Source organism: Sphingopyxis sp. LK2115 (assembly GCF_014595975.1).
GTDB lineage: Bacteria > Pseudomonadota > Alphaproteobacteria > Sphingomonadales > Sphingomonadaceae > Sphingopyxis.
In genome coordinates, this window is record NZ_JABWGQ010000039.1 from 76243 (window position 1) to 95631 (window position 19389).

Annotated in this window: 8 protein-coding genes; 2 read left to right on the forward strand and 6 right to left on the reverse strand. The window is 63.4% G+C overall.

The features are described from left to right. Positions 1 to 54 precede the first annotated feature (54 nt). Positions 55 to 1101: a transglutaminase-like cysteine peptidase gene (locus tag HUW43_RS06965; RefSeq protein ID WP_188236703.1), complete on the forward strand. Its 1047-nt coding sequence runs from the start codon at positions 55 to 57 to the stop codon at positions 1099 to 1101. Between the two features lie 548 nt (positions 1102 to 1649). After that, complete coding sequence (locus HUW43_RS06970) at positions 1650 to 2381, forward strand: response regulator transcription factor (protein ID WP_188236704.1); 732 nt, start codon at positions 1650 to 1652, stop codon at positions 2379 to 2381. Positions 2382 to 2465: 84 nt separating this feature from the next. Here HUW43_RS06970 and HUW43_RS06975 read toward each other — a convergent pair whose 3' ends face one another. From HUW43_RS06975 to HUW43_RS07000, 6 genes are all read right to left on the reverse strand, one after another. Then, positions 2466 to 3743, reverse strand: a complete 1278-nt coding sequence (locus tag HUW43_RS06975; RefSeq protein WP_188236705.1) for an HlyD family type I secretion periplasmic adaptor subunit — start codon at positions 3741 to 3743, stop codon at positions 2466 to 2468. Beyond that, positions 3740 to 4804 carry a cell wall hydrolase gene (locus tag HUW43_RS06980; RefSeq protein ID WP_188236706.1) on the reverse strand — a complete coding sequence of 355 codons (1065 nt, stop codon included), beginning with the start codon at positions 4802 to 4804 and terminating at the stop codon, positions 3740 to 3742. The genes HUW43_RS06975 and HUW43_RS06980 overlap by 4 nt, the downstream gene beginning before the upstream one ends. Continuing rightward, entirely contained in the window at positions 4801 to 6987 is a 2187-nt protein-coding gene (locus HUW43_RS06985; protein ID WP_188236707.1) for a type I secretion system permease/ATPase, read from the reverse strand. Before HUW43_RS06985 ends, HUW43_RS06980 begins: the two co-directional genes overlap by 4 nt. Continuing rightward, positions 6984 to 8381, reverse strand: a complete 1398-nt coding sequence (locus HUW43_RS06990) for a TolC family outer membrane protein (RefSeq protein ID WP_188236708.1) — start codon at positions 8379 to 8381, stop codon at positions 6984 to 6986. The genes HUW43_RS06985 and HUW43_RS06990 overlap by 4 nt, the downstream gene beginning before the upstream one ends. A gap of 100 nt (positions 8382 to 8481) precedes the next feature. After that, on the reverse strand, positions 8482 to 17865 hold the full coding sequence (locus HUW43_RS06995; RefSeq protein ID WP_188236709.1) for a DUF5801 repeats-in-toxin domain-containing protein: 9384 nt from the start codon (positions 17863 to 17865) through the stop codon (positions 8482 to 8484). 470 nt (positions 17866 to 18335) lie between these two features. Then, entirely contained in the window at positions 18336 to 19322 is a 987-nt protein-coding gene (locus HUW43_RS07000) for a M23 family metallopeptidase (RefSeq protein WP_188236710.1), read from the reverse strand. Positions 19323 to 19389 lie beyond the last annotated feature (67 nt).

Below are 19389 nucleotides of genomic sequence, written 5' to 3' on the forward strand. Positions count from 1 at the left end.
GCGGCGATAGCGCCGGCGACCGCGCATGCGCGGATTGGCCCGTACGCAATAAAAATGGCGAATGCCAAGGCATTCGCGATCGGGGAAACCTGCCGCGCCAGCGCCGGGATGACGTCGGCGGGTCCCGGTTTCGTTGCGACCCGCCCGGTTGAACCCAAGGTGCTCAGCGCGCTCGACCGCATCCGGATTAGTCAGGAACAACCGGCGGTGTCACGTGACGGCGCCAGCGCACAGGACAGATCGACGGTCATTCGTGCGATGACACGGGGCGCCGACCGCCTGCAGAAAGCCGATTGGCCCGTCGTCGCCTCGCGCCGGGCCGATTGCACCACATCATCGGCGACGATGGCGGCGCCGGCGGCGGACGACGAGCGCGAGCTTGGCACCATTGCCATTCCGGTAGCATCGACGCGCTTTGATGATCGCTGGTCACGCGTGCGTCGTGCGCCTTCCGCCCAAATGATGCAGGCCCAGCTCGATCGTGCGGCGGTGACACAGGGGCTGGACGAGTCTGCGACGCTCGATCGCGTCAATCGTTGGGTCAATCGCCAGATCGTCTATGCCGAAGACGAGCGCAATTACCGACAGCGCGACTTCTGGGCGACGGCTGAAGAAACGATCGCACTGGGCAGCGGCGATTGCGAAGATTTCGCAATCTTGAAGATGCACATGCTGCGCGCGACCGGAATCGACGACGACCGCATGAAGCTTGTCGTCCTGCGCGACATGGCGATCAACGCCGACCATGCGTTCCTGCTCGTGCGATCGACCGCTGGCTGGGTGGTGCTCGATAACCTGACCGACCGCATTTATGATGGACGCCAGGGCAATGCGGTGCGCCCGATCATGTCGTTCAGCGGCGATCGGCGCTGGGTTCATGGCTATGGCGACATGGGCCGGGCGATCGTGATGGCAGCCCGGTCGACAACAAAGGCGTCGGTGGCAGATTCCCACAGCGCCGCGTCTGCTACGCGAGACCGCGGATCCTTCAAAACCGCCGTAGCCAGGGCGCCGGGCATCCGGCTTGCCCTGGCGCATGTGTCGATCGGTAACAATATCCCCCGAATGGTCGGGCGCTGGTCGCCGCGCGGGAGCAAATAAGAACCCCATCGGCCCGCGCCGCAGCGGATAAGCGGATTTACGGCCGTCGATAACAAGGCGGAACTGCCGCCAAATCAGCAGCATCGAATCGGGGCCGACTCGCACCGCATGATAGGTTCGCATCCGATTCTTTATCGACGCAGGGCCGTCTATTAACCAAAATTATTAGGATTTGCAGCCGCGAGCGGTTCCGATCATGCGATCACCGTCATCCGAAAGACTAGCATTGTGGTAGCGTTCCCGTCCAATCTAAACCCTTGCATTCCGTAATGTTATGGTTGCTTCAAGTCATTGAATGGGACGACGGCGGCGGACCCGCGGAATCAATCATACCTCTTTGTAGGTATATCTCAAAATCATCCTAGATTCTGTCATTTAGTTGTATAACGTTTGGGCTAATCAGGGGGTAACGAAACCAGAGTGTTAACTTTTTCAACGGGGGGAGGCTTCCACCGCGATGAAGACCATATAGCAGCGGGGGTTTTGACCGAAATCCAAACAAGTGGGTCGCCTTGACTGATAATTCAGCGGAGGCGAAAATGTCGCAATTGATCAAGATTTCGCTGTTGGCGAAATATGAGATTGCCAGAGAGGGGTTACGCAACATCCTGTCTGGCGAAAGTTTTCAGATCCAGGCATCGGTGCCCGATGCTTCTGGGCTGTTCGACGCCGAGGGGCGGATTACGGATGACGTCGATTGTCACGTGATCGTCGTCGATGGGGGCGATACGGGCTTCGGCCTCGACGCCTGTCGGCGGCTGGCCGCGAAAAGAGACCATGCGCGCCTGGCGTTACTGTTCGACCATTATGTCTTTGAGGATGTGGTTGAGGCATTCCAGATCGGCGTCGATGCCGTCATCATCAAGGAAATCCTCTGCGCGCCGCTGGTCGAATCGATCAAGCTGGCGGCGCTGGGTGAGAAGGTTTTTCCGTCGCAACTGGTCAACAATCTGACCAGCTGGGTTCCGGCAGCGCTTGGCGGCGACTGGAAAAGCAGCGCGGCGTCGGTGGGGCTGTCCGACCGCGAGATAGATATTCTCGAAAGCATCATGGCCGGCATGGCCAACAAGGTGATCGCGCGGCAATTCGGCATCTGTGAGGCCACCGTCAAGGTCCATGTCAAGGCGATCTTGCGCAAACTGGGGGTCGAGAACCGAACCCAAGCGGCAACCTGGGGGGTCAAGAATGGCCTGGGGGAGCCGGTGCAGCTAAACCTTCGCGAAGTAAGGCCCGTCCGCGCTCCCGGTAGGCCGCCGCCACTGTCCGGACGTGCCGCCTGACGCGATCGATCTCGGCATCGATATCAAAAGGGGGCGTTGCGACGGCCACCGCGGCGTCCCGTTCCACAACGGCCTTCATCACTCTCAGCGTTCGGTAAACGCTTCCGAGCGCGCGCGCAGGAAGGGTTTGAACAAGTAGCTCAGGACGCTTTTCTTGCCTGTCAACACCTCGACGTCGCAGACCATCCCCGGCGTGATCGGCAACCGGCGGCGGCCGTTTTTCAGATAGGCAACGTCAGTTTCGACGACGACGGTGAAATAGGCCTCCTTGGTGGTTTCGTCGTACAGGCTGTCGGGCGAAATCTGCACCACACGCCCCGACAGGCCACCATAGACTGCAAAATCATAGGCCGTGACTTTGACATTGGCGCGGTCGTTGACCTTGATGAAGGCAATATCACGCGGTGCCACTCGCGCCTCGACCAGCAACTTATCGCCGACCGGGACGATCTGCATGATCTTTTGCCCCGCCTGCACGAAACCGCCCACCGTGGTCACCTGGACGTCGTTGACGATGCCGTTGGCAGGCGAACGGATCTCGCTGCGCTGCTGGCGTCCCGCGGCGCCGCGCAGCGATTCCGAATTGACCGCCATCTTGGCGACGATCTGGTTACGTTCGTCAAGCGCTTCCTGGCGAAACTCCAATCCGGCGGCGGAAAGCTGCGCCTGCGCTTCGCTGATCGCCGCGGCGGCGCGCGATGCGGCCTGTTCGGCGGCGGCGAGCTTGCCGCGCACTTCGGCCACCTCGCGCTGGGCGTTGAGCAATTCGGTTTGCGGAACGATGGATTTGGCGGCGAGCGGCGCGAGCAGGTCGACCTGGTTCTGCGCCAGCGACAGGCTGGACCGCAGCGAGGCAACCGTCGCCTGTGCTTCGCCATAGTCGCGGCGACGCTGCTCGACTGCGGCGTTCAACGCCATCCGGCGGCTGCGCTGGGTTGCGGCGCGCACTGATTGCAGAACGGCTTCCTGGCTGCATTCGGCCGGCCTTATGCCGTTCGCGTCCGGGGCGCATTCTGCCACTACCCCGCCATTGCCCTCGCGCGCCAGCCGCGCGGCGCGCGCCGCCAGCGAGCGGTTCTCGGCTTCGAGCTGGCCGAGCTGTGATGAGGATTCGGTATCATCAAGACGAACCAGCAATTGGCCCTTGCGAACCGCCTGGCCCGATCGCACGACGATGTCCAAAATCGTTGCGGGTTCGGCCGACTGGACAATCTGCGCCTTGCTGGACGGGATAACGCGCCCCTGACCGCGGGTGACTTCATCGACCTGCGCAAAGCTGGCCCAGCTTACGAAAACGAACATTCCCACCCCGGACGCCAGGATGATCCGGCGCGTGCCGACATAGGGCCGCGATCTGATCATTCTCCGCTCTCCTTTATGGCGACGTCAAATTCACCGCCTTGCTGGCGCGCCATCATGCGCGAGGCGCGGCTGGTTTCTTCGGGTTCGGGGATCGCCAGTTCCCAGCCCAGCGACGGGTCGAGCCGGCCGCCGATGTCGTTGTCGGCGCGGCGATCCTGCACGGCTTCGAGCGGATTGGCTGACGACGCCTGGATCAGGCCTTGCCGGTCGTTCCCCTCGTGCTGCCGCATCACCGCGCTGCGCGCCAGGATCGTCGGGATCGCCTCGACCCCGCTGTAGCGACCCGAAAATGCACCCGGCATGCCCCATTTGCCGGGCCAGCGATAAAAGATATGTGCGCCCAGTTGTGCGATCTTGACCAGCTTCGGCGCCCAATAGGGCGACACATAATTGGCGTGATAGTGGGTCGCATGACCAACCGACGGTTCGACATAGCCCGCGAGCGCGGCGCGCGCGATCTCTTCGGCCTCTCGCCATTTTGCCGGGTTGGGGCGCCGATTGAGCGACCCGTCGCAGGTGAAGCTGAACTGGCAAACCGGGCGATTGACGCCCTGATAGACGACGCCGCAGATTGATTTGGGAAAAGCAGGGTGCAGGGTGCGGTTGATGACGACCTGCGCCACCGCGCGCCGCCCGGCAATCGGTTCGTAAGCCGCCTCGAAATAGACCGCCTGTGTCAGGCAGCGCAGCGCCGTCAGCGCCGCCCTTTGATCGACCGCCACCGGGTGGAATGGCCGCGCCGAAACCACCGGGCCGGTGGAGAAGGGGATTGCCTGATTGCGCGTCATCGCCGTTTCGGGTGCCTGGACCGGCATCGCCGCAGGATCTTCGGTCAGCTTGATAAGCCGCACCATTTCGGGATCGGTGATCATCGGTGCGTCGTCGCCGCTGCCGTAGGTGGCAATTGGCGCGTCGCCGTCCAGAAAGTCGGCCACATGCGCCCACATCGTCCGTGACGTCAGCAGCGTCACGACCACTGCCATGATGACCAGCCACATGATAGTGCGGCGGTTGTCGTCCTGAGCGACCGTGCCATATCGCCTCGCGGTTGCGGCGGTCATGATGCGGCTCGCTGGGCAAGGATTTCGTCGCGCGGCCCGTCGGCAACGATCCGCCCGTTATCCATGACGATCAGCCGGTCGACCAGGCCGAGCACTGTCATCCGGTGCGTCGCGATCACCAGCGTCTGCGTCGACGGGATCGCAGCCTGCAGCCGATCGACGAAATGCTTTTCGGTCTGGCTGTCCATCGCACCGGTCGGTTCGTCGAGGAACAGCAGATGCGCCGGGCTCATCAACGCGCGGGCGAGCACCAGAAAGCTGCGCTGCCCGCCCGACAGGCGCGCTCCGCGTTCGCCGATATGAAAATCGAACCCCGCCGTGTCGCGGCCCAGGAATTCGTCGGCACCCGACCGGTGAACCGCGTCGATGATGGTCGCGTCGTCGGCGTCGCTGGCACCGATCATCAGATTTTCGCGCACCGTCCCGCTGAACAGTTCGGCATCCTGCCCGACAAAGCGCAGCGTCGAGCGCAGGTCGTGCGGATCATATTGGCGGCTCTCCAGGCCGTCGATCCGGTAGCTGCCGCTGGTGGGATCATAAAGGCCGCACAGCAGGCGACCGAGCGTCGATTTACCTGACGCGACACGACCGATCAGGCCGACGCGTTCGCCGGGTTCGATGACCAAGCTGATATCGGCGAGCGATTCCCGTTCGGTATCGGGATAACGAAAGCTGACATGGTCGAGCTGTAGCCGCCCGTTGCGGACTTCGGGGGTGATCGACCGGCTGCCCTTGTCGCGCTCGTCATCCTGATCCATCAGCTGTTGCAGGCTGCTCAGCGTGACGAACGCCTGTCGTCCGCGCGTCATCAAAAAGGCGAGCTGGCCGACCGGGGCGAGCGAGCGGCTCGCAAGCATGACGATCGCGATGATCGCCCCCATTGAAATGCTGCCGGCATTGAAAAGGTAGAAACCGCCGATGATCAGCGCGATACCGGTCGCCTGCTGGCACAGCGTCGCCAGGTTGACAGCGGTCGCGGTCAGCTTGCGCATTTCCTCCTGCGTATAGGCATTGGATGCCGACAGCCGTCGCCATTTGCCGAGCATCCGGCCTTCGGCGCGGCAGGCCTTGACGGTTTCCAGGCTGCCGATCGTTTCGACCAGCGTCGTCTGCAACATGCTGGCGTCGACCTGCGCGTCGGCAACGGCGGCGCTCATGCGTCGCTGCAACGCCCAGCCTATCGCCAGCATGACGGCCATCGCGACGATCGGAATGACCGCAAGCCAGCCGCCGAGCACCGCGATCAGCGCTACGAACACCGCCAAGAACAGGATGTCGGTGATCAGCACCACGGTGGTCGAGGCAAAGAAATCGCGAACCTGTTCGTAGTCGGTCACGCGCCGGGCTAGGGCGCCGGTGCTGCCGCGCTGGGTCGCCAGCGGCAGGTTCAGCACCTTGTCGAGCAAGCGCTGCGACAGGCGCGCGTCGATCCCGCGTCCGACCTCGTCGATCAACCCGGTCCGTGCCAGCCGCAGCCCATATTCGACCGCGATCGCGAACAGCGCACCCAGCGCCAGCATCCACAGGCTGGCCGCCGCCTTGTTGGGAATAATGCGGTCGTACACATTCATCGTGAACAACGGCATTGCAAAGGCGAGCAGATTGATCAGCAGCGATGCGAACATCACATAGCCATATTGGCTGCGCTCCTTCCATACCTCGCTCCAGAACCAATGCTGTTTTGTCGCCTGATCCCACGGGCGTTCGCGGGCCGTTTCGCTGGCGGGGTCAAGGCGGACGATGACGCCCTGTCCCGAATAGGCGGCGTCGAGCAGGCGGCGGTCGATTTGCAGGTCGCTGCGCGCACGCGGCAAGCGGACCCAGCAGCTGTCATTGTCCATCGCGGTCAGCACGATGGGTCGTTCGTCGGCGAGCAGCAGGATGGCGGGAACGTCGTGTTCATTCCACGCCGACAGCGGTCGCCGCACGAGATGGCATCGCAGCCCTATGGCGTCGAGCGCGTGGTCGAGCTGGTCCAGCGGCACCAGGCCATCTTCGTCGAGCGCGAGCCCCTTTTTGACGCGAAGGTCAGAGAAGGGACGTTCGAACAGCGTGGCGATCGCCGCCACGGCATCGAGCAATTCGTCCCCCTGCGCCGGGGTGCTGCGCCATGCTTCAAAACCCGTGGCGGGCGAGGGCCGGCGCGACCGCCGCGCCCCGCGGGCGTCGGCCGGATAGTTCATGTGGGATCCCGCATTGCTTCGGGGTTCATTTCCGGGGTCGGCCTGACCTTGAAGCGTTCGCGCGCGGTCGCCGCGGCCGCGGCAGGTGGCTGGACATCCATCGCCGCGAGCAGGTCGTTGAGCGCCGCGAGCAGTTTGAATTCCGCATAGAATTGCGCGAATTTCGCGGTTTCGGTGCGAACCTGGACGTTGTAGCGCGTGTTTTGTGCGTCAAGCACGTCGAGCAGCGAGCGGCGCCCAACATTGAACTGGGCGCGGTATGAGCGCAGCAATTCGTCCGAAACCCGGCTTTGCTCTTCCAGCTCCTTTACCAGCTTGCCTTGCGCGTCCCAAGTGTTCCACGCGACGCGCACATCCTCTTCGGCTTCACGGATCATTTGATCCATCCGATGACGTGCTTCCTTTTCGCGCCGATGCATCTCCTGCACCTTCGACCGTTTTAGGCCGCCGTTAAACACGTCCCACCGCAGCACCAGTCCGGCGCGCAGATCATTGGTCTCGCCGCGAAATCCGTCGATGTCGTCGCCAATTCGCGCGTTGCCTTCGATCGCCAGCGTCGGCGACATTTCGGCTTTGGCCTTGCGCACCAGCGAATGAGCCGCATCAAGGTCGGCTCGCGCTTCGAGCACGCGCGGGTTGCGCTCGCGGGCGCGGGCCAGCGCATCCTCGAGCGTCGCCGGTATGCTGCCGGCAAGGGACGGCGGCAATACGGCGCCATCGACGAGGTCAAGCCCGGTCAGGGTGCGGAACGAGGCCAAGGTGTTGACGAGGTCGAGATTGGCTTCGGTTACCCGCGCCCGGGCTGCCTGCTGGCGTTCCTCGGCTTGCTGCTGGTCGGCGATGCTCAGCGATCCCTTGGCGACCCCTTCGCGCAGGTCTGCGACCAGCTTGCTGTGGAAATCGATATTGTCCTCGGATGCCGCGACGATCCGCTGCTGCAACAGATAGTCGAGATACTGGCGCGTGACCTGGAGTGCGATGAACTGCGAGCGCTCCTCGACACGGAAGGCGGCGCCGTCCGTACGCGCCGCCTGACGCCGGACCTCGTTGCGCCGAACGCCGCCGTCGAACAGCGTTTGTTCGACGTTCAGCGAGGCCTCCATCGGGTATAGCTCGTTGTCGGCGATGCCGAGCGCGCGGCGGGTGCTGTTTTCGAGGCGGCGAATGCCGACCGACCCTTCAACCGAGATACGCGGGGCGAACAGTCGCTGGGCCTGTTCGCGTTCAAACTCGATCGCGGTCTTGTTCTCGACCGCCTGATTGATTTCGGGGTTGGTCTGGATCGCGGTTTCCACGGCGGTTTTCAGTTCGATCCGCTGGGTCCGGCCGGCATCGTGCGTCGCGACTAGCACGGCGGCGGTGAGCAACAAGGCTGCGGTACGAAGTTTCGGCATTGTCAGTCCCCTGCATTTGTCCGGTCGAAGTCGAAGATCCTTCTGCGTGACCCTTCACCTGCGCCGGTGTTTCGTAATGTTCTGCCTTTCCGCCCGTGGTTCAGGCGTGTCCGGCCGACGCCATTTGTTCGAGCTGCACCACGACATGCTGCTGCGCGAGATCGGCGATGAATGAATGGCCCGATACGCCGTCGCCGATCCCGCTGATCGTTCCGCCGTCGCCCAGCATGATGCGGGCCAGCACCGGTTCGGCTGGCGTCGCCGGACCGAGCAGCGCGTCGAGTTCGACTTGCGGTCCCTCCAGCGCGGCGGCGACGATAGTGTCGAGCGGCGCGGCGGCCGTGTCGGCGACTGCCTGCGGCGGTAGCGCCATCTGCATCTGATCGCTCACGGCGGCTGCCGTTGCTGGCTCAGGCGGCAGGTCGACCTCGGTCCCGGCGAGCAGATCCGAATATGTCGGGTCCACTGCCGCGCTATCGGTCGGGTCGCTCTGTGCTTCGCGGCGATTATCGCCGTCCGTCTGCCGCTGGGTGTTTTCGGGCTCGATGCGAGCGGTCGCCGGGCCGGAGAAATATTCGTGGACCGACACGTCGGCCTTGGCAGCGGGCAAGGGTTCCGATTGCGGGGCTGCTTCGCTCGATACCTCGACCTGCTGGTTCGCAATGGCGGTGTCGCCGTCGCGCGTCGCGGGGAGGCGGGCAGCCAGCGGTGTCGCTGCGGCAAGCCCCGCCGCCAGCATCGCGGTCGCAACGCCTGCCGTGCCATTGGTCGCGGCAATCCGTTGCTGGTCGGCAAAATTGGTGGCGAAAGCCGCGTCGGCGAGCTTGCCCGTGCTGCCATCGGCGCGGACGTAGAGCGCCTCACCCTTCACCTGCACCTGTCCGTTGGCCGCGGTATAGGCCTGCCCGTCGGAAATCAGCGAAACGCTGATGATGCCTTCGCTAATCAGCGAGCGGAACTCCCCCGCGTCGGCGACACCGTTGCTGTTGGCGTCCTGCCAGATCCCGAATTTCGCGAAATCGGTATCGGCGGCGTCGAGTTTGCCATCGCCATTGCTGTCATAGGTGGCCGCGAGCCCTTGCAGATCGGATAGGCCGGCGCCGCCGAACACCAACTCGGCGCCGTTGTTCACCTTGCCATCGCCATTTTTGTCGATCGCCAACAGGCCATCGTCGGCACCGACCCAGGCGGTGGTTTCGGCAATGCCGTCGCCGTTATAATCAAAGCTTACCCCAGCGGCGTTCGAAACAAACTCGACCCCATCGCCGTCCAGATCGACTGCGATCGGTGGCGCGAGCGCGGTGATGGTCACCGACAGGCTCGCGGTCGCGGTGTCGCCATCGCGGTCCGTGATGACATAGTTGAACACCTCGGTCGCGGTGACCGTGATCGGGCTCGGCGGCTGGTAATTATATTGGCCCGTCGCAAAGTTCAGCGTGAGCGTTCCGCCCATCGGCGTGGCGATCGCATTCAGCGTCGTTCCGGCAATGCTGCCACCGCTCGATACTGCGATGCTTGACGCGCCATCCCAGCTATAGGTGGTCGAACCGATGGTGATCGACAACAGGCGTCCGCCATCGGCACCAAAGAAATCATTCGCGTCGAGATCGCCCGACACCGCCGACGGGACGATCACCGACAACAATGTCGCCACCAGATCGTCGAAATCATCGACAAGGATCGGTTCGTTGTTTGGCGCTGCGTTCAGGTCGACGTCACGCAGGCGCTGGATGTTGAGCGGTTGCAACGGATTGTTGTCGATGCCGATCGCGGTGACGTTGACATTGTTGTTGTCGATAAAATTGTTCCACGCCGTCGCCGTCGCGGCGGTCAGCGAATTGGTGACCATCGGCGGGATACCGCCGAATTGCGTCTGCTGGTTCGGGTTCCCGTCGCTCAGGAAAAACACCTGGTTGCTTGCGCCGGGGATCGCGCTGAAATTGGCCAGCGCGGTCTGGATCGCGCCGGTGTAGTTGGTGTTGAACCCGATGTCGTCCTGTGACGGGCGCACGCCGCCTGCGGCGGGATTGAGCGAGTCGAGGTAGGCGTTCGCTTCGGCCGCCGTGGAGAATGCTTCCGAGGCGAACGAGCCTGACGAGAAGATCACGAATTTGATGGTGAGCGCGCCCGACGCCGCGCTATCCAGCTGCACAAGAGCGCCCTGAACGGCCTCCAGCATGATGTTCAGTTCGCCATCGTCGATGCTGTCGCTGAAATCGAGGATGAACAGGGTGTTCACGTCCTGCATCGGCTGCGACGACGATCCGGTTTCGCCGGTGGCGGATGGCGCATCATCCTCGATCACGATCTGGATCGCCGATGCGTTGGTGGTCGTTGTCGTGCCGTCAGATACCGATACGGGGACGAAGAAATCCTTGAGGTCTTCCAGCGCGACAGTCGGGTGATCGACGGCGCGCGACAGCGTGACGGTGTAAGCTCCGTTCGATGCGAGCGTGACGCGGATGACTTCCGATCCGCCGACCGAACCGATCAGCGTGCCGGTGCCGACCCCGGCCCAGGTGACAGGGATCCCTCCTGCGGTCAGCACCGCGCCGGGGTTGCCCAGCGTTGCGGTCAGCGTCTCGCCCGCGTCGGCGTCGCCGATTGCCAGCGTGCCGCTGAAGGTCGTGCTGTTTGTCGTATCGAGCGTGGCGTTCGGCGCCGTATCGGGCAGTCCGTTCGGCAGGCCTTCTTCGGACACACGGGCGATCGCGGTACCGATCGTCGGTGCGTCGTTGGTCCCGAACACCGTGATCGTCAGCGTCGATCCGACCGACAGCGATCCGTCGCTGATCGTATAGGCAAAACTTTCTGTCAGCGTCTGGCCACTGTCGAGCGCGTTGACGACCGGTTTGTCCTCGTCGAGCGTATAGGTGTAGCTGCCATTGGCGTTGATCACGAGCGTGCCGTAAAGGCCGACATAGGTGCCCGCCGAGGTGACGGTGATCGCCTCCAGATCGGGGTCGTTGTCGGCTACGTCGGCAAAGGTGCCAAACGGCGCGCCGGGATGCGCGATGTCCTGCAGGACATTGCCCGACGCGCTCGGGTCCGAACCGCTGACGCCGTCGAGCACCCAATTGGTATCGGCACGCGCGATCGGGAAATCATTGGCTCCGGTGATCGAAATGGTGATCGTCGCTATCGACGTATCGCCGTCTGCATCGCGCACCGTATATTGGAACGTGTCGGTCAGCGTCTCGTTGGAGTTCAATGCAATGACCGCCGGGTCATTGGGGTCGAGATCGTAGCGATAGCTGCCGTCGGCGGCGATCACGATCGAACCATAGTCCCCCGCAAGCGCAGCGCCGATTGTTCCGGTCGTCGACCCGAACGCGACGCCGATCACGGTCAGTCCGCCATCGGCACCCGCATTGTCGGGCGAACCGTCCATACCGTTGACATCGCTGCCGCCGATGCCGGTCAGCACATTGCCGTCGGCAAAAATCTCGCCGTCGCGCGACACATTGTCCTCGTCGTGCACCGCCTGCGGCGCATCGTCGCGGATCGCGAACTGCCCGGTAATGTCGGCCGTCGCGCGCGCGGTGTCGCCGTCGCCGTCGGTTGCGATGGCAGTCAGCGTGATCAGATTGCTGCCCGACAGAAATTTCGTTTGATCGGGGCCGCTGTCGGGTGCGTGCACGATCGCGCGCGACTGGTCGAATGTGACCAGGCCGCCCGGCGCCACCGAAATGCGGAACACTTCGTGCGTCGATGTGCGGCCAAAGATCACGCCGCCCTCGATCGACAAGATAACCGGTTCGCCGGTGAGTGAGTCGATCAGGCCGCTCGCCCCGGCGGTGACGCCCAGTTCATAGGTGACAAAGCCGGGGCCGTCGGCGCCGAAATCGGTCGTCCCGCTAAACAGCCCCGACAGATCGACCGTCGCATCGGCTGAAAAATTGCTTTCATCGACAGTCAGCGTCGCCGCCGCGCCACCGGCGGTGATCGAGGGGCCGTCGTCGGCAAAGCGGATGTTCCCGCCCAGATCGACTGCGACGGTATCCGAAATGCTGTCGCCGTCACGATCGACGATCGTCGCGGTACCGCGCAGTTCGACCAGATTGGCCGCCAGCTCGACGAGCTGGGCGGCATAGTTGCTGGACGATCCCGGCAACGGATGGTCGATCTCGGCAAATTGGGTCAGCGTGACGACGCCGGTGGCGGCATTTACGGCGATGGAGAAAATGGGCGTGCCGGCCGCGCTGCCGACGATCTCGCCGGAGACAAGGGCCAGCGTGACCGGCACGCCGTTGCTGGTCAGAGCGGAGGTCGCGGCCGCCGAGCCCAGCGCAAGGGAATAGGTCCAGGTGACCGCGCCCGCATCCGCGGGACCATCGGCACCGAAATTGACCAGTGAAGTCGTAAAGGCCGCCGAAAAATTGGCGGTTGCGACGTCGAACGCGCTGCCGCGCGTATCGGCGTCCTGCGTCGTCAGGATGATGCTGTTGGTGTCGGCGTTGGTCGCGTCGATCGACGGGCCGTCATCGCGGAACACCAGCGTGCTGCCGATCGCGACCAGCGCCGACGCCTGGTCGCCATCGCCGTCGGTCACCGTCGCAGTCAGCCGAATGATCGTCGGCGACAAGGTCGCCGGATCGTCGGGGTTGGTGGCATCGGGGTGACGGATGGCGCGGATCTGGTCGAGCGTGGCCTGTCCGTTGGAGGCGATGGTCAGCCGGAAAGCAACCGTCGACGGCGAATCCTGCAACCGTCCCTCGACGACATTGCCGATCGCCTGCAGGATGATCTTCGACCCGGTGGCGACGTCGACCAGCCCGGTGGCCGTTGTCACCTCGAAGGCATAGCTGACGCTGCTGCCTTCCTGATCGGCGCCGGTTACGATGTTGAACAGGCTGGCGAAATTGGCGGTCGCATTCAGCGTCAGATTCGTTTCGTCGACCGTCAGCAGTCCCGCGGTCGGCGACAAGGCCGTAATCGACGGCACGTCGTCCGACACCGAAATATTGACCGTGCCCGCGACCTGATCGCCGTCGGCATCGGTCGCCACCACCTCGATCGAACCCAGATCGACCAGATCATCGATCGTCGTATCGGGATGCAGATCATAGTTATGTTGCAGCGTGACGGTTACCGTCGCGACGTTGCCCGACAGGCTGAGATCGATCACGACCACCGGATTTTCGTCGGCGTCCCGGCCGATGATCTGGTTGTCCGATTCCAGCGTCCAGTTGAGCCCGCCGTCGAGTGTCGAAATGTCGCCAAAGCCGATCGATGCGATGACATCGGATCCCGGTGTGAACACGATGTTACCGCTCGACGTGACCGGCTGCATTGGCGACGGCGTCGAACCGCTTTCGAGATGCTGGTCGTCGACGGTCAACTGGATCGGGCCGCTTGCCGTCGGCAGGCTGCCGTCGGCAAGACGGATTTGTTGCACCGCCGACGACTGGTCGCCGTCGCCGTCGGTGATCGTGTAAGTGAAATCGGCGTGGATCGGAAACACGCTGACCTGCGGCACCGGATCAAAGCTCCAGGCGCCGTTGGCCTGGAATGTGTAGGTGCCGTTGGCGTTGCTGAAACTTGTGATGCCGGTTGCGGCGATTGGCACCACGGCGCTGCCGATGGCTACCGAGGTCACCGTCGCTCCGTCGGCGCCCTGCGTGTCGTTCGTCAGCAGATTGCCCGTGATTGCGGGCGCGTCTTCGGCGACGGTAATCGACGGGGCGGACCGTGCGACCGGGACATCGTCGATCACATCGATGACGATGATATTCTGGGTCACGTTCCCGAATGCGTCGGTGACATTGTAGGTGAAGGTTTCGACTGCGGCGACAAGGTTGGTGCCATTGTTCGCAGTCACCCCGTCCACCGTGCTGGTCAGCGTATAGGAATAGGTGCCATCGGGATTGAGCGTGAAGGTGCCATGCGTGCCGATGCCGTTGCCGACCAGGCTGAATTGCAGCGGGCCTGTGCCCCCCGCGACATTGTCGTTGAGATCGCCCGACACCGTTTCCGCATCGCTGTCCGGATTGCTGCCCGTGGCAAGCGCAGCTTCGTTGACCTGCAGCTGCACTGCCTCGGCCGACAGTCCGGCGTCGCTCAGGCGAATGGTCAGCGTGGTTGTCGACCGGTCACCGTCGCCATCCGCCAGCGTGTAGACAAAGACATCCTCGGCGCCGTCGGGCGGAACGATGTTCGCGTTGGCGACGTAGATATAGCTGCCGTCGGCGGCGACGGTCAGCTGGCCGTACAGGCCGACGATGACCGCGCCGACGCCGCCGATCGCCGGTGCCGCGCTATTGTCGCCCGCCGCACGCACGCCCAGGATTTCGCCGCCATCGGCGCCCGCAATGTCGTTGGCAAGCAGCCCGCTTGCCGCATCGACTTCCAGGGTCTGGCCTTCGCCGACGTCCCCCTCGTCAGCTTCGGCTGCCGGATTGTCGTCCTGGATCAGGACGTCGAGCGTTGCCGCCGCGACGGTGCCATCGCTGTCGGTGATCTCGATTGCGAAGCTTTCTGTCAGCGCGGCGTCGGCTGGGCCGCTGTGCAACAGGCTATTGTCGATGAGTTCGTAGCTGTAGCTGATCGTCCCGCCGACGACGTCACCCGCCGCATCGAATACCGGTTCGAAATCAGTGACGGTCAGGATGCCAAGGTCAGTCGCGATCACCAGCCCTGCAACGATCGTTTCGCCCGCCAGTGTGATCGAAGCGATGCCGTCGGCGGCGCTGAATGTAAAGCTGCCGATCTGGAGCAGCGCGTCGCTGTCGGGCGCCGACCCGTCGGCCAGATTCGCTTCCGACACCGTGGCTTCGGCGCCATCGGGGTTCAATCCGTTGATCGTCACGATGTCGTCGCGGCCGCGGATGATCACGGTCAGCGTCGCGGTCGCTTCGTCGCCGTCGGCGTCGGTGATCACATATTCGAACGTTTCGGTCAGCTCGTCGTCACCATCGAGCCCGGCCACGTCCGGGTTCTCCGGGTCGAGCGTATAGAGATAGCTGCCGTCTGCCGCGATCTGCAGCGTGCCATAGGCGCCAGAAGTAACCCCGTTGATGTCGCCGCTTTCGCCGCCGAAAGAGATGGCGGTGACGCTGGCGCCGTCGGCGCCCTTGACATCGGCTTCACCGTCGCTGTCGTTGGCATCGACACCGCCAATGCCCGTCAGGACATTCCCGTCCGCGGTGTTGGCGATTCCCGATTGCAGCGAGTCCAGATCGTCGAACGCGGTCGGGACGTCATCCTCGACCACGATGCTCAGCGTGCCGCTCGCAGCGTCGCCGTCAAGGTCGGTGACCACGACGCCGAAGTTCTCCACGACATTGTCGCCGCTGGTCGCCTCGGTCAATGTGTAGCTATATTCGACGGACGTCGCCGTGATGCCGGTAATGGTGAGTGTGCCGAATTCGCCCGCGATCGTCTGGCCGACGGCGGTAATCGTCTCGCCATTGATCCGGACTGTGCCGACGCCGTCGGTCGCGGCGAAGGTGATCGAACCTGCGGTGGTGTCGGCACCGCTGTCCGGTGCCGATCCGGTCGGCAGGCCCGCTTCGGACACCTGCTGGCCGTCGTCATTCCCAGTCGGAAGCGACAGGGTGACGCCGCCATCGCCGATGGCGATCCGCAGCGTCGCGGTGGACGTATCGCCGTCGCCGTCGGTCAGTTGATAGGTAAAGGTATCGAAAACGCCGCCCGGGGTGCCGGGATTGCGGACATAGCTGTAGCTGCCATCGCTGTTCAGCGTCAGGACACCGTACAGGCCGGCGACGGGAGTTCCCGCTGCGACGGGTTCGCCGTTGCCCGAAACCGACGACACGGTTGCGCCGTCGGCACCGGGAAAATCGCGTCCGCCGTCATTTTCGGCGTCGGTGATGACATTGCCGGTGGCGGGGCCAAAGGTGCCCGCGGCGATGCTGTCGAAATCGGCGACGGCTTCGGGAACATCGTCAATGATGTCGATCTCGAAACTTGCGGATACGCTATCGCCGTCGAGGTCGGTGATGCCGACCGTGATCGTTTGCGACACATCGTCGCCCAGCGTGTTGTCGGTCAGCTGAAAGAAATATTCGATCGAATCGGGATTGATCGCAATGATGTAAAAGATGCCGGTCGCGAGCTCGATCGCCTGGCCTTCTTCGGTCACCGCGACGCCATTGATCGTCAGCGCGGCGGGGCCGTCCCCCGCAGCGAACTGGATCACGCCGGAGGTAAAGTCGGAACCGTCGCCTTCGCGCGAACCTGGGCTTTCACCGTTGCGCCCGGGCAGTCCGGCTTCGGCGACGAAGCTGCCGTCATCGCCCGCGCCGGGCAGGATCAGACCGGGGGTGCTGTCGCCGATCCGGATGGTCAGCGTCGCGGTCGACACATCGCCGTCGCCATCGGTCAGCCGATAGGTGAACACATCCACCACGCCGCCCGGCGTTCCCGCCGAACGGACATAGGCATAGGTGCCGTCCGGCGCGATGACCAGACGCCCATATTGGCCTTGCACGGGGGTTCCGGTCGGACTGAAATCGGTGGCGGATGCGCCGCGCACGCCGGTAACCAGCGCCCCGTCGGCGCCCGGCGTATCGGCGCCATCCGCGCCCGTGGCGGTCCCCGAACCGGTGATGACGTTGCCGCCCTGCGGTGCGTTGCTGCCGGGAAGGGTGTCGTCGATGTCGGCGCGCGCCGTCGGCGCATCGTCCTCGATCGTCAGCGTCAGCGTCGCGGTCCCGACGTCGCCGTCCCGATCGGTGACGGTGACTGTCACCTTGTCGGTGGCGTCGGGGTTGGTGCTGTTGTCGGTCAAAGTATAGCTGTAACCGATCAGTCCCGGGGTGATGCTGGTGATCGTCACCTGCCCAAACGGGGTCGTAATGACCTGCCCGACGGCAGTGACCGGCGTGCCGTTGACGGCAACGACGACGGGCTGGTCGAGCGCGGTAATCTGGATCGTGCCGCTGGTCGATTCACGGGGCGAATCGGGGTCGCTCCCCGCGGGCTTGGCGCCGCGCGCGGCCAGCGCCGCTTCCGACACCACCGCGGTTGCCGCGGTAACGCCAACCGTTTGGTCCGGCGTGGTAATCAGGACACTGGGTTTGTTGTCGACCGCATCGGGAATGATCTCAATGTCGAGAATCTTCGGCAAACCGAATTCGGTCGGTGGCAGCAGGTCGCCCAGCGCAAACGGGTCGCCAATGTCGCCCGGCGTCTGGGCGAAATTGCCGCCCGAACTTTGCGGGCGTCCAGCGGCGGGTTCAGGTTCCTGATCGGCGATCAGCGCCGCGATGGTGGGCGCGGGAATATTGATCGGGCCGACCCTGATCTGCGGGATGCGCAGCGCGCCGTCGACGATCACCAGCACCTGCCCATCGGGCAGGGTGACGAGCAAGTCATTGCCGGACAGCTTGATCGCGTCGAGCCGCGTTCCGGGTGGCAGCTGGATGACGCCATCGACAGGCAGGACGGGGGTCGCACCGGGCGGAATGGCGCGAGCTATGGTCGCGATTTCGCCGACCTGGTCATTCCGCTTTAACTCCATCGTCTAATGCCCCCTGCACTTCGATGTTCGCGGATCATGTCGCAGCGACCTGTACGGGACCGCTGCGGCCACGGGCGAACGGCACTGCGTTTCCTACGCGCCGGAGGTCGCGCAGAGCAGCAATGCAAGCTCTTGTGATCGTGCTGGGTTCTCTTTGGCGACCTGTGCCCGTGCCTTGTCACTGACCCCGGAAATACAAACCTCAGGGGGTGATTCTGCAATGGCAATTTTCGGTATGGGCACCTATACTTTTGTATAATAATAATATCTTACGAGTTAATTTTTCGTTAACATTCGTATTTGTTGTAAATATGTCAATCATGACTGTCACATATTGAATATGGTGCCGTTGGTATGTGCCAAAAATACGATATGTTATTTAATAAATATTAACATTTTAATCATGTAATCGCATACAAGTTTGCATTTTATTCAGTCAAAGTTAATACTGGATTGTGGTTGATGTGATTTCATTTTATCGTTTCTGACGTTTCGATCGCCGCGACGTTCGTGCCGCCGCGTTTTAGCAGATATCGTCCGGTATAGCGGCCTTTGGGCCATCCCGTCGCCGGGGCACGTTTTCCGCTATAGGCAAACCAGCTAAGGCCGCCGCCCTCGACAAGCAATTCCTGTTCATGAACGACTTGCCCGTCGGGTCCAGTGATCGAAAAGTGCTGACGGTCGCCGGCGCGCGCGCCGATCGTATCGACCCACAGGATCAGCGGCGCCTGCTGCCCGGCCAGCCCCGGCGGCGGATCGCGTTCGGCAACGGCCCTGGGCGGGACGGTGGAGGCAAGTCCGCCGGTGATCACCACCGAGGGCTGGTAGCGGAGCAAACGCGCTGCCGCTGGCGTCCAAAGGCCCGTCGCTTGCGCTTTGTCGTTGCAAGGCGACGGGGCGACGTTGCCGATGAACGGATCGACCGCCTCGCCGCGATGGCGGACGGTGAAATGCAGATGCGGAAACTCGGTATTGCCCGACAGGCCGATCAGCCCGATCCGCTCGCCGCTGCCGACGCGCTGCCCCGGACGAACGCCGATGCTGCCCTGGCGCAGGTGGCTATACTGGGTCTGCCAGCCGCCGCCATGGTCGATCACGACGGCATTGCCCGCATCCTTGCCATCCAGGACGGCATGATCATCGACGCTGCGGTCGGGTTCACCGTCGCGCGTCCGCAGCACCGTTCCCGGCGCCGCAGCGATCACCGCGAAACCTGTGCGCATGTCGGCCATGGTGCGTAAACGAATATCCACTCCATCATGACCGTTCGTCGTCAACAGCCCGCAGCGATAGTCGTGGCGACCCGGTCCCGGGTCGTGGTCGAACAGTTTCTGGATCAGGCAGGATTCGCCGACGACGCACTCGACTGGAAAATCAAGGGCAGGGGCGTCACCCGGCAGCGCGGGCTGCAACGCAGCCATGGCCAGCGCAAAGGAAAGTTGGAACGCGTGCATCATGGTCGGGCTCTTGTTGCGGACAGCGGCTCGCGGGCAAAAGTGACAATCGATGGAGTTTCGACGCCGG

What these genes read in the sequence shown, in the direction of transcription:
- HUW43_RS06975 (WP_188236705.1), bottom strand. Translation starts at nt 3,743, where the DNA reads ATGATCAGATCGCGGCCCTATGTCGGCACGCGCCGGATCATCCTGGCG.
- HUW43_RS06980 (WP_188236706.1), bottom strand. Translation starts at nt 4,804, where the DNA reads ATGACCGCCGCAACCGCGAGGCGATATGGCACGGTCGCTCAGGACGAC.
- HUW43_RS06985 (WP_188236707.1), bottom strand. Translation starts at nt 6,987, where the DNA reads ATGAACTATCCGGCCGACGCCCGCGGGGCGCGGCGGTCGCGCCGGCCC.
- HUW43_RS06990 (WP_188236708.1), bottom strand. Translation starts at nt 8,381, where the DNA reads ATGCCGAAACTTCGTACCGCAGCCTTGTTGCTCACCGCCGCCGTGCTA.
- HUW43_RS06995 (WP_188236709.1), bottom strand. Translation starts at nt 17,865, where the DNA reads ATGGAGTTAAAGCGGAATGACCAGGTCGGCGAAATCGCGACCATAGCT.
- HUW43_RS06965 (WP_188236703.1), top strand. Translation starts at nt 55, where the DNA reads ATGGCGAATGCCAAGGCATTCGCGATCGGGGAAACCTGCCGCGCCAGC.
- HUW43_RS07000 (WP_188236710.1), bottom strand. Translation starts at nt 19,322, where the DNA reads ATGATGCACGCGTTCCAACTTTCCTTTGCGCTGGCCATGGCTGCGTTG.